The organism is Streptomyces sp. SD31, from assembly GCF_052068475.1.
Lineage (GTDB): Bacteria > Actinomycetota > Actinomycetes > Streptomycetales > Streptomycetaceae > Streptomyces.
The window spans coordinates 174009-196349 of the sequence record NZ_JBQHCX010000020.1 but is presented as its reverse complement, the minus strand read 5'-3'; the positions used below and the strand labels follow the sequence as shown (position 1 = coordinate 196349).

Annotated in this window: 16 protein-coding genes; 13 read left to right on the top strand and 3 right to left on the bottom strand. The window is 72.0% G+C overall.

Features of this window, described 5'->3' with window-relative positions; translation table 11 throughout:
* Window positions 1-116 precede the first annotated feature (116 nt).
* The 10 genes from ACTMVF_RS35565 to ACTMVF_RS35520 all read left to right on the top strand — a co-directional run bounded on the left by ACTMVF_RS35565 (window position 117) and on the right by ACTMVF_RS35520 (window position 13916).
* The gene (locus ACTMVF_RS35565; RefSeq protein ID WP_441275179.1) at window positions 117-1664 is read left to right on the top strand and encodes a leucyl aminopeptidase; all 1548 of its coding nucleotides are present in this window, start codon (window positions 117-119) and stop codon (window positions 1662-1664) included.
* Between the two features lie 242 nt (window positions 1665-1906).
* A complete protein-coding gene (gene lpdA / locus ACTMVF_RS35560; RefSeq protein ID WP_441275178.1) occupies window positions 1907-3295 on the top strand; it encodes a dihydrolipoyl dehydrogenase in 1389 nt (462 codons plus the stop codon).
* Between the two features lie 60 nt (window positions 3296-3355).
* Complete coding sequence (gene sucB, locus ACTMVF_RS35555) at window positions 3356-5167, top strand: 2-oxoglutarate dehydrogenase, E2 component, dihydrolipoamide succinyltransferase (protein ID WP_441275177.1); 1812 nt, start codon at window positions 3356-3358, stop codon at window positions 5165-5167.
* Window positions 5168-5475: 308 nt separating this feature from the next.
* Window positions 5476-6108, top strand: coding sequence for a GntR family transcriptional regulator (locus tag ACTMVF_RS35550; protein ID WP_062702734.1), 633 nt, complete (start codon window positions 5476-5478; stop codon window positions 6106-6108).
* 927 nt (window positions 6109-7035) lie between these two features.
* Window positions 7036-7167 (top strand): hypothetical protein, encoded by a 132-nt coding sequence (locus tag ACTMVF_RS35545; protein ID WP_441275176.1) that lies wholly within the window; start codon window positions 7036-7038, stop codon window positions 7165-7167.
* 143 nt (window positions 7168-7310) lie between these two features.
* A complete protein-coding gene (locus ACTMVF_RS35540; RefSeq protein ID WP_441275175.1) occupies window positions 7311-7790 on the top strand; it encodes a hypothetical protein in 480 nt (159 codons plus the stop codon).
* 262 nt (window positions 7791-8052) lie between these two features.
* Window positions 8053-10764 carry a pyruvate dehydrogenase (acetyl-transferring), homodimeric type gene (gene aceE, locus ACTMVF_RS35535; protein WP_441275174.1) on the top strand — a complete coding sequence of 904 codons (2712 nt, stop codon included), beginning with the start codon at window positions 8053-8055 and terminating at the stop codon, window positions 10762-10764.
* 90 nt (window positions 10765-10854) lie between these two features.
* Complete coding sequence (locus ACTMVF_RS35530) at window positions 10855-11832, top strand: helix-turn-helix transcriptional regulator (RefSeq protein ID WP_441275173.1); 978 nt, start codon at window positions 10855-10857, stop codon at window positions 11830-11832.
* An 89-nt stretch (window positions 11833-11921) separates the two neighbouring features.
* Window positions 11922-12440, top strand: a complete 519-nt coding sequence (locus tag ACTMVF_RS35525) for a DUF4240 domain-containing protein (RefSeq protein WP_441275208.1) — start codon at window positions 11922-11924, stop codon at window positions 12438-12440.
* A gap of 348 nt (window positions 12441-12788) precedes the next feature.
* Window positions 12789-13916 carry a lipid II:glycine glycyltransferase FemX gene (locus ACTMVF_RS35520; protein ID WP_441275172.1) on the top strand — a complete coding sequence of 376 codons (1128 nt, stop codon included), beginning with the start codon at window positions 12789-12791 and terminating at the stop codon, window positions 13914-13916.
* Window positions 13917-14052: 136 nt separating this feature from the next.
* On the opposite strand, the gene ACTMVF_RS35515 is transcribed toward ACTMVF_RS35520, so the two are convergent.
* Window positions 14053-14790 (bottom strand): peptidoglycan recognition protein family protein, encoded by a 738-nt coding sequence (locus tag ACTMVF_RS35515; RefSeq protein WP_441275207.1) that lies wholly within the window; start codon window positions 14788-14790, stop codon window positions 14053-14055.
* Window positions 14791-16264: 1474 nt separating this feature from the next.
* Between ACTMVF_RS35515 and ACTMVF_RS35510 the strand changes: the two genes are divergently transcribed.
* Entirely contained in the window at window positions 16265-17449 is a 1185-nt protein-coding gene (locus ACTMVF_RS35510) for a MarP family serine protease (protein WP_441275171.1), read from the top strand.
* A gap of 48 nt (window positions 17450-17497) precedes the next feature.
* Here the strand turns inward: ACTMVF_RS35510 and ACTMVF_RS35505 are convergent, their stop codons facing one another.
* Entirely contained in the window at window positions 17498-17998 is a 501-nt protein-coding gene (locus tag ACTMVF_RS35505) for an N-acetyltransferase family protein (protein WP_441275170.1), read from the bottom strand.
* Between the two features lie 100 nt (window positions 17999-18098).
* Here ACTMVF_RS35505 and ACTMVF_RS35500 point away from each other — a divergent pair, with 100 nt between their 5' ends.
* Window positions 18099-18998, top strand: coding sequence for a TIGR01777 family oxidoreductase (locus ACTMVF_RS35500; protein WP_441275169.1), 900 nt, complete (start codon window positions 18099-18101; stop codon window positions 18996-18998).
* A gap of 219 nt (window positions 18999-19217) precedes the next feature.
* The gene (locus ACTMVF_RS35495; RefSeq protein WP_441275168.1) at window positions 19218-20609 is read left to right on the top strand and encodes an NAD(P)/FAD-dependent oxidoreductase; all 1392 of its coding nucleotides are present in this window, start codon (window positions 19218-19220) and stop codon (window positions 20607-20609) included.
* 128 nt (window positions 20610-20737) lie between these two features.
* Here the strand turns inward: ACTMVF_RS35495 and ACTMVF_RS35490 are convergent, their stop codons facing one another.
* Window positions 20738-22174 carry a regulator gene (locus ACTMVF_RS35490; protein ID WP_441275167.1) on the bottom strand — a complete coding sequence of 479 codons (1437 nt, stop codon included), beginning with the start codon at window positions 22172-22174 and terminating at the stop codon, window positions 20738-20740.
* Window positions 22175-22341 lie beyond the last annotated feature (167 nt).

Below are 22341 nucleotides of genomic sequence, written 5' to 3'. Positions count from 1 at the left end.
GCCGTACCGGGGAAGGCCCCGCTGCCACCGCACCCGTAGGGTCGGCCGTCGGGCCCGGTCGACCCACACCGATTCGGCCATCGCAAACTTCACATCGGAAGCGAGATTTCACCACCGTGACTGCTCTCACTCTCAGCACCGCCGCGGCGCCCGGCCTGCGGGCCGACGCGATCGTGATCGGTGTCGCCAAGGGCGCCGCGTCCACGTCCGGGGCACTGGTTGTCGCACCGGGCGCCGAGGCTGTGGACAAGGCGTACGACGGCAGGCTCGCCGGCGTCCTGGAGACCCTCGGCGCCTCGGGCGCCGAGGGCGAGGTGACGAAGCTCCCCGCGCCCGCCGGCTTCAAGGCCCCGCTCGTGGTGGCGGTGGGCCTGGGCGCCGAGCCCGAGGACGCCAAGGACGGGGCCTACGACAGCGAGGCGCTGCGCAAGGCCGCCGGTGTCGCCGCCCGCGCCCTCGCCGGCTCCAAGAAGGCCGCGTTCGCGCTGCCGCTGGGCGATGCCGGTGACGTCGGCGCCGTCGCCGAGGGCGTGCTGCTCGGGGCGTACGCCTTCGACGCCTACAAGGGCAACGGCCGGGACGCCCAGGACAAGAAGAACGGCAAGGCGCCCCTCGCCGAGGCCGCGCTGCTCGGCGCCAAGCCCCGCGACAAGGCGCACAAGGCGGCGATCGAGCGCGCCACCGCCGTCTCCGAGGAACTCAACCGCGCCCGCGACCTGGTCAACACCCCGCCGAACGACCTCACCCCCGAGTCCTTCGCCGCGATCGCCACGGCGGCGGCCAAGGAGCACGGCATCAAGGTCCAGGTGCTCGACGAGAAGGCGCTGACCAAGGGCGGCTACGGCGGCATCCTGGGCGTCGGCTCCGGATCGGCGGCCGGCCCGCGGCTGGTCAAGCTGACGTACACGAGCTCCAAGGCGGCCAAGCACCTCGCCTTCGTCGGCAAGGGCATCACCTACGACTCGGGCGGCATCTCGCTGAAGCCGGCCGGGCACAACGAGACGATGAAGTGCGACATGAGCGGGGCGGCCGCCGTGTTCGCCGCCGTCGTCGCCGCCGCGCGCCTCGGTCTCGAGGTGAACGTCACCGGCTGGCTGGCGCTCGCCGAGAACATGCCGTCGGGGTCCGCCGTGCGGCCGGGTGACGTGCTGCGCATGTACAGCGGCAAGACCGTGGAGGTGCTCAACACGGACGCCGAGGGCCGACTGGTGCTCGCGGACGCGCTGTGGGCGGCGTCGCAGGAGAAGCCGGACGCGATCGTCGACGTGGCGACGCTGACCGGGGCGATGGTGCTGGCGCTGGGCAACCGGACGTTCGGTGTCATGGCCAACGACGACGCGTTCCGCTCCGCGGTGGTGGAAGCGGCGGAGGAGGTCGGCGAGCCGTCCTGGCCGATGCCGCTGCCGGAGCACCTGCGCAAGGGGATGGACTCGCCGACCGCCGACATCGCCAACATGGGTGAGCGCATGGGCAGTGGGCTGGTCGCCGGTCTGTTCCTGCGCGAGTTCGTGGGTGAGGGCGTCACCTGGGCGCACCTCGACATCGCCGGTCCCGCCTTCAACGAGGGTGGTCCCTTCGGGTACACGCCGAAGGGTGGTACCGGGAGCGCGGTGCGGACGCTGGTCCGGCTGGCCGAGCTGACGGCTGCGGGTGACCTGGGCTGACGCTGTTCTGCATGAGGGGGCTCCGCGCGCGGGTAGGGCGGAGCCCCCTCTTCCATGCCCGCTCAACTGAACGTGGGGCGTCTCACACACCGGCCCGGCGTCTCTTTCGGTGTGGACAAGTGCGAAGATGGGGCTCGGCAGGACAGGGCCCCACCCCAGGGCCGAAGAAAGAGCGGCCGGACACCAGCCGCCTGCCGGTCGTCGAAGACCGGCGTACGGCGCACATGCATGGAGGACGTGACGTGGCGAACGACGCCAGCACCGTTTTCGACCTAGTGATCCTCGGCGGTGGTAGTGGCGGTTACGCCGCGGCCCTGCGCGGGGCGCAGCTGGGCCTGGACGTCGCCCTGATCGAGAAGGACAAGGTCGGCGGCACCTGCCTGCACCGGGGTTGCATCCCCACCAAGGCCCTGCTGCACGCGGGCGAGATCGCCGACCAGGCCCGCGAGAGCGCGCAGTTCGGTGTGAAGGCCACCTTCGAGGGCATCGACATCGCCGGGGTCCACAAGTACAAGGACGGCGTGATCGCCGGTCTGTACAAGGGTCTGCAGGGTCTCGTCGCCTCCCGCAAGGTGACGTACATCGAGGGTGAGGGCCGCCTGTCCTCCCCGACCTCCGTCGACGTCAACGGCCAGCGCGTCCAGGGCCGCCACGTCCTGCTCGCGACCGGCTCCGTGCCGAAGTCGCTGCCGGGCCTGGAGATCGACGGCAACCGGATCATCTCCTCGGACCACGCCCTCGTCCTGGACCGCGTACCGAAGTCCGCGATCATCCTGGGCGGCGGCGTCATCGGCGTCGAGTTCGCCTCCGCCTGGAAGTCCTTCGGGGCCGACGTGACCGTCATCGAGGGCCTGAAGCACCTCGTCCCGGTCGAGGACGAGAACTCTTCGAAGCTTCTTGAGCGCGCCTTCCGCAAGCGCGGCATCAAGTTCAACCTGGGCACCTTCTTCTCCAAGGCCGAGTACACGGCCGACGGTGTCAAGGTCACCCTCGCCGACGGCAAGGAGTTCGAGGCCGAGGTCCTCCTCGTCGCCGTCGGCCGTGGCCCCGTCTCCGCCGGTCTCGGTTACGAGGAGCAGGGCGTCGCGATGGACCGCGGCTACGTCCTCGTCGACGAGTACATGCGCACCAACGTGCCGACCATCTCCGCCGTCGGTGACCTCGTCCCGACCCTCCAGCTCGCGCACGTCGGCTTCGCCGAGGGCATCCTGGTGGCGGAGCGTCTGGCCGGTCTGAAGACCGTTCCGATCGACTACGACGGTGTCCCGCGGGTGACGTACTGCCACCCGGAGGTCGCCTCCGTCGGTATCACCGAGGCCAAGGCCAAGGAGATCTACGGCGCGGACAAGGTCGTCGCTCTGAAGTACAACCTGGCGGGCAACGGCAAGAGCAAGATCCTGAACACCGCGGGCGAGATCAAGCTCGTCCAGGTCAAGGACGGTGCCGTCGTCGGCGTCCACATGGTCGGCGACCGCATGGGCGAGCAGGTCGGCGAGGCCCAGCTGATCTACAACTGGGAGGCGCTGCCGGCCGAGGTCGCCCAGCTCATCCACGCCCACCCGACGCAGAACGAGGCGCTCGGCGAGGCCCACCTGGCCCTGGCCGGCAAGCCGCTGCACGCGCACGACTGATCCCTCGGTCGACGAAGCGACGACTCAGACTTCCGCAATTCGTAAGGAGCAACCGAAACCATGGCGGTTTCCGTAACCCTTCCGGCGCTCGGCGAGAGCGTCACCGAGGGCACTGTCACCCGCTGGCTGAAGGCCGAGGGTGAGCGCGTCGAGGCCGACGAGCCGCTGCTCGAGGTCTCCACCGACAAGGTCGACACCGAGATCCCCTCCCCCGCCGCCGGCGTCCTGGCCTCCATCAAGGTCGCCGAGGACGAGACGGTCGAGGTCGGCGCCGAGCTGGCCGTGATCGACGACGGCACCGGTGCCCCGGCCGCCGCCCCGGCTCCGGCCGCCGAGGAGGTCGCCCCGCCGGCTCCCGAGCCGGCCCCGGCCGCCCAGCCGTCCACCGAGCAGGCCGCCCCCGCTCCGGCTCCGACCGCCGAGGCCGCGGCCGGCGGCGGTACGGCCGAGGGCACGGACGTGGTCCTGCCCGCGCTCGGCGAGTCCGTCACCGAGGGCACCGTCACCCGCTGGCTGAAGTCGGTCGGTGACAGCGTCGAGGCCGACGAGCCGCTGCTGGAGGTGTCGACGGACAAGGTCGACACCGAGATCCCCGCCCCCGCCTCCGGCACGCTGCTGGAGATCGTGGTCGGCGAGGACGAGACGGCCGAGGTCGGCGCCAAGCTGGCCGTCATCGGCGTCGCGGGTGCCGCTCCGGCGGCCGCCCCGGCCCCGGCGGCTCCGGCTCCCGCCGCCGCTGCCCCGGCCGCGCCCGCGGCTCCGGCTGCCCCCGCGGCTCCGGCCGCTCCGGCGCCCGCCCCTGCCGCTCCGGCCGCGCCCGCCGCTGCCGCCCCGGCTCCGGCTCCGGCCCAGCCCGCGGCCCCGGCCCCCGCGCCGGCCGCTCCGGCCCCGGTCACCCCGGCTCCGGCCGCTCCGGCCGCCGCCCAGGCGACCGACGAGGGCGCCTACGTCACCCCGCTGGTGCGCAAGCTCGCCGCCGAGAACGGCGTCGACCTGGCCACCGTCAAGGGCACCGGCGTCGGCGGCCGTATCCGCAAGCAGGACGTCGTCGCCGCCGCCGAGGCCGCGAAGGCCGCCGCCGCTGCTCCGGCCCCCGCCGCCGCAGCCGCTCCGGCCGCCGCGAAGAAGGCCCCGGCGCTGGAGGCTTCCCCCCTCCGTGGCCAGACCGTCAAGATGCCGCGCATCCGCAAGGTCATCGGCGACAACATGGTCAAGGCGCTGCACGAGCAGGCCCAGCTGTCGTCGGTCGTCGAGGTCGACGTCACCCGCCTGATGAAGCTGCGCGCCCGCGCCAAGGACGCGTTCGCGGCACGTGAGGGCGTCAAGCTCTCCCCGATGCCGTTCTTCGTCAAGGCCGCGGCCCAGGCGCTGAAGGCCCACGCGCCCATCAACGCCAAGATCAACGAGGCCGAGGGCACGATCACCTACTTCGACACCGAGAACATCGGTATCGCGGTGGACTCCGAGAAGGGCCTGATGACCCCGGTCATCAAGCACGCCGGCGACCTCAACATCGCGGGCATCGCCAAGGCCACGGCGGAGCTGGCCGGCAAGGTCCGCGCCAACAAGATCACCCCGGACGAGCTGTCCGGCGCGACCTTCACCATCTCCAACACCGGTTCGCGCGGTGCGCTCTTCGACACGATCATCGTGCCGCCGGGCCAGGTCGCGATCCTCGGCATCGGCGCCACGGTCAAGCGCCCGGCCGTCATCGAGACGGAGGAGGGCACGGTCATCGGCGTCCGCGACATGACGTACCTGACCCTGTCCTACGACCACCGCCTGGTGGACGGCGCCGACGCGGCCCGTTACCTGACGGCGGTCAAGGCGATCCTGGAGGCGGGCGAGTTCGAGGTCGAGCTCGGCCTGTAAACCAGTTGGGCTTCGTGCCTTACGGCGCCCCGTCCGGAGTTTCTCCGGGCGGGGCGCCGTCGCGTTGCGGCAGGGGCCACTCGCAACCCCCTCAGGGGCGCGGGGCCGTGACATCAGCGGCTCCGCCGCGGGGCGCGACCAGCCACAAACAACCCGCACCCGCCCGACGGACCGGAGCGAGCTCTGAGGCGCCCCACCGCCACACCGTGTAAGTCTCGTCTCACCTGCACCAAAGCACCCTTGTCGGCCCTCCCAGCGGAGCGCACCGGCCTTATTGTCTAAACGTCAACGCGCCCTAAGGAGCCCTCATGACCGCCCCCGTCATCCACTCGCTGCGCGAACAGATCCGCGAGCACATCCTGGAGGGGATCATCAGCGGTCGCTGGCAGCCGGGCGAGCGAATCGTGGAGCGGCGCATCGCCACCGAGTTGGAGGTCAGCCAGACACCCGTACGCGAGGCGCTGCGCGAGCTGGAGTCGCTGCGGCTGATCGAGTCCGCGCCCAACAAGGGCGTACGTGTACGGAGTCTGACCGCGGCCGATCTGGAAGAGAGCTACCCGGTCCGGGCCGGCCTGGAGGCCATCGCCGCGGAACTGGCCGCCGACCGCCTCGCAGAGGACTGCTCCGCTCTGGAGCCACACGTCAGCGCCCTGTACGAGGCCGACCGCAAGGCCGACGGCACGGCCCAGGTGCGGCACACGGTCGCCTTCCACCGCGAGATGGTGCGGGCGGCGGGCAACTCCGTGCTGCTGCACACCTGGGAGGGCCTCGGCATCGAGGTGTTCACGGCCCTGTCCATCCGGTGGCTGGGAACGGTGCAGCAGTCGTACGCGGAGGAGCACGAGGAGTTGGTGGCCGCGTTCCAGCGCCGGGATCCCCGGATCGCCGAGCTCGTCAAGGCCCATGTGCTGGGGTGCGCGCCTCGGCACGAAGGCGAGTAGCGCCGGGTCCCGCGCTGACGGACACGGCCGTGGAGGCGCTGCGTCCCGGATGCCGTGGGAGGGCTGGTCCCGGATGCCGTCGGCGACCCGTCTGAACCGGCGGGTGCACTCGCCGATTACCGGGGGCGCCGTGCTGGTGGGAGCCGCGTCTTCCCCGAGGCGGCGACCACGCCCCCGTCGGCCGATGGTGGAGGCCGCGTGATCTGGCCCCAGCTCTCCTCCATGCTCCCCGGGCCCGTGCTGCCCTCGACGCTGACCGCCGTGGCCTCGACGGCGTCGGCCGTCCGGTCCGTGGCTCGGGCTCTGACCGACGTACCGGCTGCGCTGCCGGTGAGCGAGCCGATGCTGTGGCCTCGTGCACCCGGCCTCTGGCGGACCTCCGGGGGTAGATCGAGGTCCAGCGACTGGGACGGCCCGGCACGGCCGCCGCGTCCCGTCGGCCGGAGGCCACGCTGCGCAGGGTGCCGGGGGTGAGCCGGGCCGAGGTGAACGGCACGCTGGGCTGCTGCGCGCCGCGGTGACGACAGTGGCGGCCGCCGTCGCCTGGATCGCCGCCCTGGCGACCGGCACCCGGGCGTACGCCGACACCGTCGCCCTGGCGACGTCCCAGTTGTTCCAGACGCTCCAGTACGCGGGCCGTGATCCCGTGGTGGCCGCGGCCGTGATCGGGTCCCTGGTCGTGCTGGGCGTGGTCGTGACCGTGCCGGGGCTCAGCCACTTCTTCGGCAGCCGGCCGCTCGGCCCGGGGGCTGGTCGATCGCGCCGGCGTCGGCGGCGGGATCGGTGCTGGTGCCCGCCGTGGCCCGGCGCGGCGTCGACACGCTGGGGAAAGTTCACCCGCAGGACACTCAGGTGCGGCCTGCCGGATGACATCGGACCGGACAAAGGAGCCGTACCCAGCTCGACCCACACGAAAGGCGGCTCACCATGCCGCACATCCTCACCACGATCCTGACCAGCGTGGCGGTCGCCCTGCTCGAGGCCCTCCTGGTGCGCCTGGCCATCCAGCTCTGGAAGGCGTTCGGCCCGAGCATGCGTCCGGTGGCCGCGCACGCCTGACCGGCGACCGAAGCAACCTGGACGAATTATCCGTTCAGGACAGGTTTAGGTGTTCACGTCGGGTTTAGGTTTAGCCGCGCGCGTCAATGGAAGGCGGCTGGAAGGACCCAACCACCCATGCCTTCCAGCAGGGGAGGACGGCTATGACTTCCCCAGAGCCGCAGACCCGGCAAGCACAGCAAGCACCACAGCCGGCTCCGTCCGAGACCGGGACCCAGGCCGAGCCGGAGCACCACGAGGAGAGGCACACCGGCGGCAAGGTGGTGCATCTGCACACCGCCCACCCCCGGGTTCCCATCCCGTACGTGACACCGGGCGACATGTTCTCGGGCGCCCGCAAGGCCACGTCCACGGCTGCCTCCACCGTCACGTCCCTCCTCCCGACTCCACGCAGGCTGGCCTTCTACGGGATCCTCGGCGGGATGACCGCCGCCGGAGCCATGGCATGGCCGGTCGCGGTCGCCGTCGGCGCCGCCACCGAGGTGATCACCCGTGAGCAGTCCGCACGGCATCAGCAGGATCACGTACGCATGGAGCGGGAACGCGCCCAGACCGAGCAGGGCCGGCAGTCCGCCACCGACCGGACGGAGACCGGGACGCCCCCGCAGGCGGCGATGAGCTGACACAACCCGCCCAAGCTAGCCGCTCGGAACTCAGGTGAGCAGGGGAAACGCGGCACCGCGTGCCTGTTTCCCCGGCACCGGATGCCAACTTTCTCGATGTCGAGACTTTTTAGCCCTCCACCCTTTGATCGATCATCGATCAGGGAGTTACAGTCGCCGACGGGCTTGTCACCCAAGCCCCAGCCCTGTCCTGCCAAAGACCAAGGGCACCCCCGAACCCTTACCGATTGAGGGAACCCCTTCGACTGAGGAAGGCGGCGACATGACCGACCCCAACGCCATCCAGCCGAGCGCGCTCGACCAGCTCCCGGACCGGGACCCGGAGGAGACCGCCGAATGGCAGGCCTCGCTGGACGCGGTCGCCAAGGCGGCCGGGCCGCACCGTGCGGCGTACCTGATGCGCCGGACGCTGGAGCGTGCCGAGGGCACCGGCATCGCGCTGCCCAAGCTTCTCGAGACCGACTACGTCAACACCATCCCGACCGCCGCCGAGCCGTCCGTGCCCGGTGACGAGGCGATGGAGTCCCGTATCACCGCGTGGAACCGCTGGAACGCGGCCGCGATGGTGAGCCGGGGCAGCAAACACGGCGTCGGCGGCCACATCGCCACCTTCGCCTCCGCGGCCTGGCTCTACGAGACCGGCTTCAACCACTTCTTCAAGGGCAAGGACTCCGGGGAAGCGGCCGGCTCCGGCGACCAGCTGTACATCCAGGGCCACGCCTCCCCCGGCATCTACGCCCGCGCCTTCCTCGACGGCCGGCTGAACGAGTCGCACCTCGACAACTTCCGCCAGGAAGCCGGCGGCAACGGACTCCCGTCGTACCCGCACCCCCGCCGCCTGCCCTGGCTGTGGGAGTTCCCGACGGTGTCCATGGGCCTCGGCCCGCTGTCGGCCATCTACCAGGCCCGTTTCAACCGCTACCTCACCAACCGCGGCATCAAGGACGTCTCCGCCTCCCACGTGTGGGCGTTCCTCGGCGACGGCGAGATGGACGAGCCGGAGTCCACGGCGGCACTCGCCCTGGCCTCCCGCGAGGGCCTGGACAACCTGACCTTCGTCATCAACTGCAACCTGCAGCGCCTCGACGGTCCGGTCCGCGCCAACTTCAAGATCGTGCAGGAGCTGGAGGCCCAGTTCCGCGGCGCCGGCTGGAACGTCGTCAAGACCCTGTGGGGTACGGCGTGGGACGAGCTGTTCCAGCTCGACACCACGGGCGCGCTCGTACGACGGCTGCGCGAGGTACCGGACGCGCAGGTGCAGACGTACCAGACCCGCGACGCCGCCTACATTCGCCAGGACTTCTTCGGCAAGGACCCGGCGCTCGTCGAGATGGCGAAGCTGCTGAGCGACGACAAGATCCTGGAGTGCTTCCACCTCTCCCGCGGTGGCCACGAGGCGCGCAAGGTCTACGCCGCCTACAAGGCCGCCGTCGAGTTCAAGGGCGCGCCGACGGTCATCCTGGCCCAGACGGTCAAGGGCTTCACCCTCGGCGAGGGCTTCGCGTCGAAGAACGCCAACCACCAGATGAAGAAGCTGACGGTGGACGAGTTCAAGGCGATGCGCGACCTGCTCGACCTGCCGATCAAGGACAGCGACTTCGTCGACGGGGTCGTCCCCTACGGCCACCCCGGCGCCGACTCCCCCGAGGTCCGCTACCTCCAGGAGCGCCGCGCGGCCCTCGGCGGCCCGGCCCCGGCCCGCCGTGTGCACCCGGTGGCCCCGCTGCCGGCCCCGGCGGAGAAGGCGTTCGCCTCGTTCGACAAGGGCTCCGGCTCCCAGAATGTGGCCACCACCATGGCCTTCGTCCGCCTCATCAAGGACCTGGTCCGCGACAAGGAGACGGGCAAGCGCTGGGTGCCGATCGTGCCGGACGAGGCGCGCACCTTCGGCATGGAGAGCCTCTTCCCCTCCCTCGGGATCTACTCCCCCAAGGGCCAGACGTACGAGCCGGTCGACCGCGACCAGCTGATGTACTACAAGGAGGCCAAGAACGGCCAGATCCTCAACGAGGGGATCACCGAGGCTGGTTCGATGGCCGACTTCATCGCCGCGTCCACCGCGTACTCCACGCACGGCGAAGCGATGATCCCGTTCTACATCTTCTACTCGATGTTCGGCTGGCAGCGCACGGCCGACCAGATGTGGCAGCTCGGCGACCAGCTCGGCCGCGGCTTCCTCATCGGCGCGACGGCGGGCCGTACGACGCTGACGGGCGAGGGCCTGCAGCACGCCGACGGCCACTCCCCCGTCATCGCGGCGACGAACCCGGCGGCGCTGACGTACGACCCGGCGTTCGCGTACGAGGTCGCGACGATCGTCAAGGACGGACTGCGCCGCATGTACGGCGAGGCCGCGCCGGGTGAGGACCCGAACGTCTTCTACTACCTCACCGTCTACAACGAGCCGCTGCCGCAGCCCGCCAAGCCGCAGGGCCTCGGCATCGACGAGGGCATCATCAAGGGCCTGTACCGCTTCAACACGGCGGAGTCGGCCGAGCTGTCGCCGGTGGCCAACGCCCCGCGCATCCAGCTCCTCGGCTCCGGCACCGCGATCCACTGGGTGCTTCAGGCGCAGAAGCTGCTCGCCGAGGAGTGGGGCGTGGCGGCCGACGTATGGTCCGCGACCTCCTGGACGGAACTCCGCCGTGACGCGCTGGAGGCCGACGCGGCCCTGCTGCGCGGCGAGGAGCGGGTGCCGTACGTCCGTCAGGCGCTCCAGGGTGCCGAGGGCCCGGTGCTGGCGGTCTCCGACTACATGCGCCAGGTCCCCGACCAGATCGCGCAGTGGGTCGAGCAGGACTACTCCTCGCTGGGCGCGGACGGCTTCGGCCTCTCCGACACCCGCGAGGCGGCCCGCCGCCACTTCGGCGTCGACGCCCCGTCGATCGTCGTCGCGGCCCTGGCCCAGCTCGCGAAGCGGGGCGAGGTCAAGGCGACTGCGGTGAAGGAAGCGCGGGAGAAGTACGGCCTGTAAGGGCTGACGGCCAGTGAAGGGGTACGGCGGCTGCCGTACCCCTTCGTTGTTGTTGGGGGCGTTGTCAGTGGCCCCCGGCATCATGGCCGTATGCGTGCTGCCCGGCTGATCAAGATGGTGCTGTTGCTCCAGTCCCGGCCCTCCATGACCGCCGCCGAGCTGGCGCGGGAGCTGGAGGTGTCCGAGCGGACGGTCACGCGGGATGCGCAGGCGCTGTCGGAGGCGGGCGTTCCGGTGTACGCCGATCGGGGGCGGGCCGGGGGGTACCGGCTGATCGGCGGCTATCGGACGCGGCTGACGGGGCTCGCGCGGAGTGAGGCCGAGGCGTTGTTCCTGTCCGGGGTGCCGGGGGCACTGCGCGAGATGGGGTTGGAGGACGCCGCCTCCGCCGCCCGGCTGAAGGTGTCGGCAGCCCTCATGCCCTCCCTGCGCGACGCCTCCCGGACCGCCGCCCAGCGGTTCCATCTCGACGCCCCGAACTGGTTCAGGGAGCCGAGGACACCCGAGCTGCTGCCGGCCGTCGCGGAAGCGGTGTGGGACGACCGGCGGATCGTCGCCCGGTACCGGCGCGGGGAGGCCGAGGTCGAGCGGGAGTTGGAGCCGTACGGCCTCGTGCTGAAGGCGGGGGTCTGGTACCTGTGCGCCCGCGTGGCGGCGGAGCACGGGTCGTACCGGGTGTACCGCATCGACCGGTTCACCGCCGTGGACGCCGGTGACGAGCGGTTCGAGCGGGACGAGGGGTTCGATCTGCCGGGCTTCTGGGACGAGCGGGCGGAGCAGTTCGCGCGGTCCATTCTGCGGGCCGAGGTCGTGGTGCGGGTGTCCCCGGGCGGGGTGCGCGGACTGCCGTACGCCGTCGATCCGCAGTCCGCGCGGGAGGCGCTGGAGGCGGCGGGCGCCCCGGACGGGGACGGGTGGGTGACGCTGACCCTCCCGGTGGAATCCGAGGAGGTCGCCCACACCCAGCTCGCGTCGCTCGGCCCGGAGGTCGAGGTGCTCGCGCCGGAGGCGCTGCGGGAGCGGTTCGCGAGCGACGCGGTACGGCTGGCCGCGCTGTACCGTTCATGACCGCTCTTGAGAGGTAGGTCCGCGAGACGATAACAATCCGTCGCACTCCACGTGCGCCCCACCCGCACAGGGCCGATGCTTGACCCGTGATGGACGAGACGGAGTTCTGGGAGCTGATCGACGCAGCCCGCGAGGCCGCCGAGGGCGACCCCGAGGAGCAGGCCGACCTGCTCGTGGACAAGCTGCTCCAACTGGACCCCGAGATGGTCCTGGACTTCGCCCGTCACTTCGAGGCCCGCTACAACCGCGCGTACACGTGGGACCTGTGGGGCGCCGCCTGGGTCCTGCTGGACGGGGCCAGCGACGACGCGTTCGACTTCTTCCGGTGCTGGCTGATCGGTCAGGGCCGCGAGGTGTACGAGGGCGGTGTGCACGAGCCCGACTCGCTCGCCGACCTGCTGGGCGACTTCGACGAGGAGTTCGACGGCGACGGCGAGGAACTCGGCTACGCCGCGGACGAGGCCTACGAACAGCTCACCGGCACCGTCGCCCCCGACCTCGGCATCGCCCCCGCGCCCTCGGAACCGAAGGGCGCGCCGGTCGACTTCGAGAACGAGCGGGCGCTGGCGGAGCGGTATCCCAGGTTGTGGGAGCGGTTCAAGGACTGAGTTCAAGACTGAGACGGAACCTCAGGTGCTTCGGGCGCTTCAGTGGCTTCGGCCGCTTCAGGCGCTTCAGGCGCTTCAGGCGCTTCAGGCACTTCAGGCGACGGCCCGCCTGCGGCTCAGGTCCGACGGGATGTGTTGCTCATGATCTCCACCTCCGGTCCGTGCGTGTGCATGACGATAGGGAGGCAGTCTCGGGGTGATACGTGAGTCGGCTACGAGAAACCTGTGAGGCGTTCTGGCCTGGTGACCGACGTCACCGGGCGGGTCGGGAAGGTTCACGCCACGTCTCTTGACCGGTTCCGTGATCTCCGGCTTAGGGTGGCCGCCCCGACCTGGAGCACCCAGCCCATGACCAGCCTGTTCGTGCGGGAGATACCGCGCGCGGAGCATCTCGCCCATCTGCGACGATATCCCGACGCGAGCCACCTGCAGATCCCCGAGTGGGGCGATGTGAAGCCCGACTGGCTGCCGGAGAGCGTCGGCTGGTTCGAGGACGGGGAGATGGTCGCGGCGGCGCTGGTCCTGTACCGGCCGCTGCCCGGGACCCGGCGCTACCTCGCCTACCTCCCCGACGGTCCCGCGATCGACTGGCGCACTCCGCGCCTGGAGCGGTGGCTGGACCCGCTCGTCGCCCATGTGAAGCGGATCGGGGCGTTCTCGGTCCGGATCGGCCCGCCCCTCGTCGTACGCCACTGGGACGCGGCCACCGTGGCGGCCGGCATCGCCGACCCCGACGTACGGCATCTGCACGATCTGCCGGCGGCCGGCATCGACGGATACGCGCTCGACGTCGCGGAGCGGCTGCGCCGACTGGGGTGGCGGCGGTGCGAGGAGGACGACGGGAGCGGTTTCGGCCTCGGCCAGCCGCGCTACGGCTGTGAGATCCCGTTGGCGGGGCGCTCGGTGGACGATCTGCGCGGCGCCCTCGCACCGCACTGGGAGCAGGCCCTGCGTACGGCCGAGGCGGCGGGCGTCCGGGTCTCCTGGGGCTCGGCGGCCGACCTGCCCGAATTCCACCGCCTGTACACCGCGACCGCCGCCCACGACGGCTTCAAGGCCCGCCCGCTGGACTACTTCCGGCGCATGTGGAAGGCCCTGAACGCCGAGGACGACGACCGGCTGCGGCTCTACCTCGCCGAGTACGACGACGAGGTGCTCTCCGCAGCCCTGATGATCAACGTGGGCTCCCGGGCCTGGCACTCGTACGCCGCGTCCGGCCGCCGCGGGCGCCAACTGCGGCCCAGCAGCGCGCTGTTGTGGCGCATGCTGGGTGACGCCCGGGCGGCGGGCGCCGAGACGTACGACCTGCGCTCCATCACCCCCGCCCTCACCGAGGACCGCCTCCTCGGCCGCCTCCACTTCAAGACGGGCACGGGCGGCCGGGCCGTGGAGTACCTCGGGGAGTGGGAGCTGCCGGTGGGGAGCCAGGGGAGGGTGCTGCAGCGGGCGTTGGGGGTTTATCTCGGGCGGCGGTGACGGTTGGGGGATGGCATGGGGGCGGGCGGTTCGTCGGTTGGCCGTGCGGTGGGCCGGGGGCGGCCTGTCGGTGGCTGATGTGCGGCTGGTGAGTCGGTGGCGGGCAGTGGCGGGCGATGGGGTGGGAGCGCGCGGATCAGCGTCTGCCCTGCATGCGGGCCGCCGTCTCCCTGATCTCGGGGAGGAGGGCGCTGAGCGCCGCGCCCGGGCAACTGGTCATGTAACCGTCCCTGTGGCCGGCCAGGGCGGGGAGCGTCGTGCTGGTGCCGGCGGCGTAGCGGCTGTGGCTGTTGCTGGAGGTCAGGCGGACCCTCGCGCGCGGGTCGGTGTCGGACAGCCCCAGTTTCCAGGCCGCCAGGGCGGCGATCGCGTCGGTCATCTTCTTCGGCACGGGGACGCCCGCCGTGAAGGTGCCGAGGGCGGCGATGCCGGCGGTGCGGTGGTTGAAGCCCTGGGTGTGGGCGCCGGTGACGGGGCGGTCGACGCCGCCCGCGCGGCCCTCGTAGATGGTGCCGCAGCGGTCGACGAGGAAGTTGTAGCCGATGTCGTCCCAGTCTCGGGAACCGGTCTGGCCCGCGTACAGGTAGCGGATGATGCGGGGGGTGTCGGCGCAGTCGTAGCCGTTGGGCGAGTCGGTGTGGTGGACGAACACGGCGACGACCCTGTCGTCGTAGCGCGGGGGCGGCTGGGCGTGCCGGGTGTCGCCGTCCAGCCAGACCGACCTCGGCACGATGTGCGGCCGGGCCGCCTTGTGCGGGGCGGCGTGACGCGCCACGGCCTGCCGCCCGGACGCCGCGACACTCCGCTCGACCCCGCTCGCGCACAGCGCCAGCGCGAGGACGGCGGCGAGCCCGGGAAGACAGCCGAGGAGCACGAGCACGACGGGCGGTACACGCCGCCCGACAGGCGACTGCGGCGTGCCTCGGGACGGCCCCCCGCCATGGAGCCACAGCAGGTCTCGGCACCACTGCGCGACCGAGGGCCACGGCCGGGTTCGGGGTTGCTGGCCGGCAGAGAGCCACGGCCGGGTTCCGGGTCGCTGACCGGCAGAAGACCACAACCGGATCCGAGGTCGCTGACCGGCAGAACGCCACAACCGGGCTCGCGGTCGCTGACCAGCAGGAGCCCGCAGCCGGTCTCGGGACTGCAGCCTGTCCCTCGGTTGCCGCCCGGCTTGGAGCTGCCGCCAGCCTCGGGGGTGACGCCGGGCTCGGGTGTGCTGTGCGGTTCCCGACCGCCGTCCGGCCCGGGCCTGCCACAAGGTTCGAGGGCGCTGCACGCGTCGTGCCCGGTGCCGCGCGGCACCGGGCACCGGCCCATCCCGCCGCTCCGACCCGACCGGCTCTTCTCGCACGGCTGGCTGCTCACGCCCAGCCAACTCCTCCCCCACGACGGGCCCTTCTCGCAGAGCCGGCCCTTGCTGCCCGACCGCCCCTTCTCGCACGACCGACCGCTCCCGCCCAGCCAACTGTTCCTGCCCACTCGGATGCTCCGACTCGGCCAGTTGTTCCTGCCCGGACGACACCTCTCGCCCGGCCGGTTGCTCCCGCACGACGGGTTCATCACGTACGACCGGCTGCTCCCGCCCGTCCCACTGGGCCCGGCCACCCAGTTGCTCCCCCTCGACCAGCTCTTCGTGTCCGGACGACACCTCTCGCCCGACCTGCCCTGCCCACGCCTCCGACTTCTCCCGCGCCCCCGGCTCATCTCGCCCACCCGGCGACCTGTGCGAAGCACCGAGCGAAGCTCCCGAATCCGGCGTCGGCCCCCGGACATCCGCCGCTCCCCCACCCACCGACGTCCGCCCGGCATCGGCGGCCCGCCCCACATCCGCAGCTCGCCCGGCCTGCGCCCGGCGCCAGGGCCCCGGCGCTCCCGTACCCCCTCCCGCCGTACCCCCTCCCGCCCACGCTCCTGAGGCCTTCCGCGCCCCCGGCTCACGCTCCGATCCGGAGCCATCCGCGGCGCGTCCACCCCGCCCCCCACCTGACCCACCCGCAGTCCGTTCCCCCCGCCCCGCACCGGACCCACACGCAGCCCCACCCCCCTCCCGCGCCACCCCCGATATCCGCGCAGCCCAAGGTATTCGTACGGCACGAGGCCTTCGTCTCCCCCGCGTTCGTCGGAAGACCCGTTGGGTGACCCGTCGGAAGACACGCATGGTCCTACTGTCCGACGGATCCGGTCCGCCCGCGATGTGGGGTGTGCCACCCGGTGGAACCATCGTCCCGGTCCGGGGCGTTTCTCCAGGTGCACGCAGGGTGGCCGGTTCCGATCAGTACGCGTGCGTGTGCTGATCAACAGGCGCCTCGCGCGCGTACTAAGGGGTCCGAGAGAAAGGCGGCTCCGTGGACCTGCTCGACATCTTGCTGTTGCTGGTGATCCTGGCCTACGCGGCATCCGGCTACCGGCGTGGACTGGTGGCCGGCTGCGTTTCGCTGGCCGGTTTCATCGGCGGCGCGGTGATCGGGGTATGGATCCTGCCGTGGATGATGGACCTGGTCACGCCGGGTACGACACAGGCGACCGTGACCGCGGTGCTCACGGTGCTGGTCCCGGCGGTGGTGGTGCACGAGCTGGCGGGCCGGCTGGCGCTGCGGCTGCGCCGGGAGCTGGACCGCGGGCCGCTCAGAGTGGCCGACGGCGTCGGCGGAGCCGTGGCCAACTCGGTGGCCGTGCTGATCGTGGCGTGGGTGGCGGCAAGCGTCCTCGCCGCGTCCTCCTCCCCGCTGCTCTCGTCCGCGATCCGGGACTCCCGGCTGCTCGGGACCGTTCAGGACGCGATGCCGGAGACCACACCCGCCTGGTTCTCACGGGCCACCTCCGCGCTCACCCAGGCCGGCTTCCCGCAGGTCTTCAACCCGTTCGAGAACGAGTCGACCGCCGAGGTCGCCAAGCCCACCGGCGACAGCGTCACCGCCGCCGCCACGAACGCCGCCAAGCTCAGCACCGTCAAGATCGAGGGCGTCTCGGGCACCCAGGGCCGCGAGGGCAGCGGCTTCGTCTACGCCCCGCAGCACGTGATGACCAACGCCCATGTGGTGGCCGGCATCGACGAGCCGAGCGTCCGGGTCGGCGGCGTCGGGCGGTCGTACGAGTCCCGGGTGGTGCTCTTCGACCCGGAGCGGGACGTGGCCGTGCTGTACGTCCCCGATCTGCGCGCCCCGGTCCTGCGGTTCGACGACGACGCCACCCGCGGCGACTCGGCGGTCGTGGCGGGCTATCCGGAGGACGGCGACCTGAATCTCCAGGCGGCCACGGTCGCGAACCGGGTGCAGGCGACCGGCCAGAACATCTACAACGACGAGACCGTCACCCGCGAGATCTACTCCATCCGCTCCACCGTCCGCCCCGGCAACTCCGGCGGCCCGCTGCTGACCACCGACGGCAAGGTGTTCGGCGTCGTCTTCGCCCGTTCCACCTCCGACGACGAGACCGGCTACGTCCTGACGGCCGCCGAGGTCGCCTCCGACGCGAAGCGCGCCGCGAACGCGACGGCCCCGGTCGACACGGGGGACCTCGTCACGTCGTGAACGCCGCCCGCCGTGCGGACTCGCGAGGCAAACGACGAGCGGGCGCCGTCACAGACCCCGCCCCATCAGCACGTCGTCCACGTACTCCCCGCCCAGGAAGAACTCCCCGGGCAGCACCCCCTCCACCACGAACCCCTCGGACTCGTACAGCTTGCGGGCAGGTGTGTTGTGGCCGAGGACGCGCAGCGTGATACGGCGGGCTCCCCTACGGCGGGCCTCCTCGACGGCCCCGCGGACCAGCGCCCGGCCGACGCCCCGGCCACGGGCCTCGTCGGCGACGGCGAGGCCCTGGATCTGCCGTACGTGCGCGTTGGCGGCGAGCCGGGTCGGAAAGCCCAGGCGGATATAGCCCACGATGCGGCGGCCGAGCTCGGCGACCAGGCAGTCGTCGGCGGCGTGGCGCTCGTCGAAGAACGGCCCGTACGGCGGCTGCTGCTTCGGCATGACCTCGTGCAGGAGTGACCACGTGGCACGGTCGAGGAGGGAGAGCTCCTCCTCGTCGTCGAGCAGGGCGGCGCGTATGAACGGCGACTGGTGAGGCTCGGGCATGAGCGCCACCCTATGACCGGAGCGCGGGAATCCGACCGGGCTGGGGGTCCGGGGGTTACCCCGGGAAAATGCAGCATGTGGTCAAAGGCAGGATGAAGTCATGCAACTTTCAAGAATTGCGGTGGCCGGCTCCTCCGGCCTGATCGGCGGCGCCCTGGTGCGGTCCCTGGTCGCGGACGGCCACGAGGTGGTGCGGCTGGTGCGCCACGCACCCAGGTCCGAGGACGAGGTGCGCTGGGATCCGGAGGCGAAGTACGTGGACACGGCCGGGCTCGCCGGGTGCGACGCGGTGGTCAATCTGGCCGGGGCGAACGTGGGTTCGCGCCGCTGGACGGAGGCGTACAAGGCGAAGCTCCGGAGCGGCCGGGTGCTGGGCACGGCGACGCTGGCCGAGGCGATGGCGTCGTTGGAGCAGCCGCCGCGGGTCTTTGTGAACGGCAGCGCGATCGGCTACTACGGCGAGACCGGCGAGCGGGAGGTCGACGAGAGCGCCCCGCCCGGCCAGGGCTTCCTGCCTTCGCTGGTCATGGAGTGGGAGGGCGCCGCGGCGGCCGCGCGGGAGGCCGGTGTGCGGACGGTGTTCCCGCGCACGGGGCTGGTGGTGGCCCGCAAGGGCGGGGCCTGGGGGCGGCTGTTCCCGCTGTTCAAGGCCGGGCTCGGTGGGCGCATGGGGGACGGTCGGCAGTACTGGTCGTTCGTCTCGCTGCACGACGAGGTGGCCGCCATCCGGCATCTGATCGACCGGGAGGACCTCTCCGGGCCGTTCAATGTGACCGCGCCGCAGCCACTGACGAACCGTGAGATCACCGAGGTCATGGGGCGGGTGCTGCACCGGCCGACGCTCTTCGCGGTCCCCGCGCCCGTACTGCGGGCCGTGCTCGGTGAGATGGCCGGGGATGTGCTGGGCAGCCAGCGGGTGTTGCCGACGCGCTTGCTGGAGTCGGGCTTCACCTTCGCGTTTCCGGACATCGAGGGGGCGATCCGGGCTGCCGCCGGGTGAAGGACATCCCGGAGCGGAGCAAAAGACGGAGGAAGACGAGAGAGACGGAAAGACGACCAGGGGCGGGCGTCCGTATGCGACCACCGTGCGACCGTGCTCTGCCCATGCGCGACTGTTTCTGACCGATCGGCGCCCTAACCTCGTCCCGAACTCGGGTATCCCCGGAGCCGGTTGGGGGCATGACGTCTCCACCGGCCGCGCAACCTCGAGGAGGGGCACGTGCTTGAGCCCGCGTACCAGGCGGACGTCGTCATCGTGGGAGCCGGGGTCGCCGGCCTCTCCGCGGCGCATCGACTGACCAGCGCAGGAGTAACGACCGCGGTCCTGGAGGCCGCCCCTTACCCGGGCGGCCGCATGTCGACCGAGAAAATCGACGGGTTCCGGCTCGACCGGATCGGCCAGCTCCTGACAGCCCCCTCGACGGCATATCCCGACCTACGTCTGCCCCCGTCACTCGACACGCTCGCGCTGCGCCCCTTCGCGCCGGGCGTACTGCTGCACAGCGACGGCCGCCGGCACCGCGCGGGCGCGTGGGCAAGGCCGATGAGCGCCCGGCGCGCGAGGGGCGCACTGCACGCGGTGCGCGCCTTGGCGAGCGCCCCTCGGGCGGCGTCCGCGCGGGGCGTCGCGGGCCAGACGTCCCCTCCGAGGGGACGCGCGAGTGCTCCGCTGGGGACCGCCGTCGACCAGGCCCGGCTGGGTGCCGCGCTGGCCCGCCTCGCCGCCTCACCCGTCGAACGGCTGCTGGCCCGCCCCGAGTTGCCGGCCGCGCAGGCCCTCGCGGCACGGGGCGTCCCCGCGCGAACCATCGACGGCTTTCTGCGCCCCCTGCTCGCCGCGCTGCTGTGCGACCCGGAGCTGACGACGTCCAGCCGGTGTGCGGATCTCGCGCTGCGCGCCTTCGCGAGCGGGCGCCTGTGCGTGCCCGAGGGCGGCGCCGAGGCACTGCCGGAGCTGCTCGCGCGGACGCTGCCGCCGGGCACCGTGCACACCGGCGTGCGGGTCACCTCGGTCGCGACGACGTCGGTGACCACCGCGGAGCACGGCGAGATACGGTGCCGGGCCGTCCTGCTGGCGACGGACGCGCGGACCGCCGCCGAGCTGCTGCCGGGCCTGCGCGTACCGGACTTCCACCCCGTGACGGTCGTCCACCACACCACCGACGAACCGCCGACGACCGGCGCCTCGCTCCTGCTCGACGCCGACCGCGGCGGCCCGGTCGCGCACACGGCGGTGACCAGCCAGGTCGACCCGTCCCGCGCGCCCGCGGGCCGGGCGCTCATCTCCTCGACGGTCCTGGGCACACCGCCGCCCGACATCGACACGGCCGTACGGATGCACCTGGCCCGCCTCTACGGCACCTCCACGGCACGCTGGGAGACCCTCGCCGTGCACCACACCCCCGAGGCCGTCCCGGCGATGCGCCCACCCCACGACCTGCGCCGCCCGGTACGCCTCCTGGCGGGCCTGTATGTCTGCGGCGACCACCGCGACACCAGCACGGTCCAGGGCGCCCTCCACTCGGCCCACCGGGCGACGGCGGCGATCCTCACGGACCTGGGAGCGGCAGGGTCGCTGCACAGGGCAGAGCCGTTAAGGGCAGCCGCCTGAGCCGACGGCACACCCGCGCCCCGAAAGGGGCGCGGGGCTGTATCGATATGCGGCTCCGCCGCGTGGGCGCGACGAGCCACAGCGAAGCCGCAGTGGGATGCAGCCGGTCGGAGTTACGGCGATACCTCCTACAGCAACGCCGCCACCTTGTCCCGATACCCCCGCACCGGCGCCGCATCCCGATACGGCTCCAACCTCCGCTCGAAGTCCTTGACGTACTCGATCGCCCGCACGGACCGCATCTCCGCGGCGGCGCCCGCGGCCTCCGCGCCGAGCGCACAGGCTTGGTCGAGCTCACCCAGACCGAGCCGGGCGGAGGCGAGAACAACCCGGCAGAACAGTCGACTACGGGCATACGCAGCGGAGCGCAACTGCAGCGACCGCTCCGCATGCTGCGCCGCCGCCCGGAACTGCTGCAGATCCCGGTGGCAGTGCCCGAACTCGTCGGCGAGCTGCGCCTCGTCGAAGAACCGTGCCCAGTACGGGACGTCATCGCCGGGGCGAGCCGCTTCGAGGGCGCGCTCGGCCCGCACCAGGGAGGCCGTACAGGCGCGCACCTCACCCAGTACGCCGTGCCCGCGCGCCTCGCACGCGTGCAGCAGGGCTTGGACGACCGGCGGTGCGCTGGTCCCCACGCCCTGCTGGGCGACGCGCGCGAGCTGGACGGCCTCGCGGCCGTGCCCGAGGTAGACGGCCTGACGGCTCATGGTGACCAGGACGTAGGAGCCGTACGCCCGGTCCCCGGCCGCCTGCGCGAGGCGCAGCGACTGCACGAAGTAGCGCTGCGCGAGCCCGTGCGCCGCGATGTCGTACGACGTCCAGCCCGCGAGCCTGGTGAGGTCCGCGGCGGCGGCGAACAGCTTGCGGCCGGTCTGCTCGCCGTAGGTGCCGCGGAGCATCGGCTCGCACTCGTGCTCCAGGTAGCGCACGAGCGCCTGCCGGGCGTGGCCGCCGCCGTACATGTCGTCGAGCGAGCGGAACAGCTCGCCCACCGACCGCAGCGCGGCGATGTCGCCGCCGGTGACCTTCTGGCCGGGACCGCGCTCCGCCTGGCCGCGCTGGCGGGGTACGGCGGGACGGCCCTGGACGGGGATGCGGGCGATCGGCTCACCGCGGGCCACCTTCTCGTCGGCGCGGCCGATCAGCCAGTCCCGGCTGGGCACGACGAGGCCGGCCGGGGTGAAGGCGATCTTGCGGAGCTCGGCATGGCTGCCGGAGTCCTTGCGCCACAGGCCGCTGACGATGTCGACGGCCTCCTCGGGGGTCGCGGCGAACTCCAGCCCCGCGTACACGGGCGCGCAGGCGTCGAGGCCGAGGTCCTGCGCGGAGAGCCGACGGCCGAGGCGGCGGGTGAAGACCTCGGCGATGAGGGCGGGGGTCGTGCCGCGCGGCTGCTGTCCGCGCAGCCAGCGTGTGACCGATGTCTTGTCGTATCTGAGATCAAGCCCGTGTTCGAGGCCGAGCTGGTCCACCCGGCGGGCGAGACCCGCGTTGGAGAATCCCGCTTCTGCGATGAGCGCGGCGAGCTGGCGGTTGGGAGTGCGCTGCGCGGGTCGTTCCGTCATCTGCGGTGCGGTCTCCTGCCTTTCGGGCCTCGCGGGCGAGTTCGGCCGCCGAGTGCCCGGATTGCCGGTGAGCTGCCCTTTTGGCGTCTCGAACGGCGCGAATGTAGCGGAGAGTAAGCAGCCGATCGCACATTTCCCCACCCATTCATCCGATCGTGTGAGGATTG

Bases quoted from the DNA above. Each gene is read 5' to 3' on its own strand.
- ACTMVF_RS35505 (WP_441275170.1), bottom strand. From the start codon at position 17,998: ATGCCCGAGCCTCACCAGTCGCCGTTCATACGCGCCGCCCTGCTCGAC.
- ACTMVF_RS35500 (WP_441275169.1), top strand. From the start codon at position 18,099: ATGCAACTTTCAAGAATTGCGGTGGCCGGCTCCTCCGGCCTGATCGGC.
- sucB (WP_441275177.1), top strand. From the start codon at position 3,356: ATGGCGGTTTCCGTAACCCTTCCGGCGCTCGGCGAGAGCGTCACCGAG.
- ACTMVF_RS35540 (WP_441275175.1), top strand. From the start codon at position 7,311: ATGACTTCCCCAGAGCCGCAGACCCGGCAAGCACAGCAAGCACCACAG.
- ACTMVF_RS35550 (WP_062702734.1), top strand. From the start codon at position 5,476: ATGACCGCCCCCGTCATCCACTCGCTGCGCGAACAGATCCGCGAGCAC.
- aceE (WP_441275174.1), top strand. From the start codon at position 8,053: ATGACCGACCCCAACGCCATCCAGCCGAGCGCGCTCGACCAGCTCCCG.
- ACTMVF_RS35545 (WP_441275176.1), top strand. From the start codon at position 7,036: ATGCCGCACATCCTCACCACGATCCTGACCAGCGTGGCGGTCGCCCTG.
- ACTMVF_RS35490 (WP_441275167.1), bottom strand. From the start codon at position 22,174: ATGACGGAACGACCCGCGCAGCGCACTCCCAACCGCCAGCTCGCCGCG.
- ACTMVF_RS35530 (WP_441275173.1), top strand. From the start codon at position 10,855: ATGCGTGCTGCCCGGCTGATCAAGATGGTGCTGTTGCTCCAGTCCCGG.
- ACTMVF_RS35520 (WP_441275172.1), top strand. From the start codon at position 12,789: ATGACCAGCCTGTTCGTGCGGGAGATACCGCGCGCGGAGCATCTCGCC.
- ACTMVF_RS35525 (WP_441275208.1), top strand. From the start codon at position 11,922: ATGGACGAGACGGAGTTCTGGGAGCTGATCGACGCAGCCCGCGAGGCC.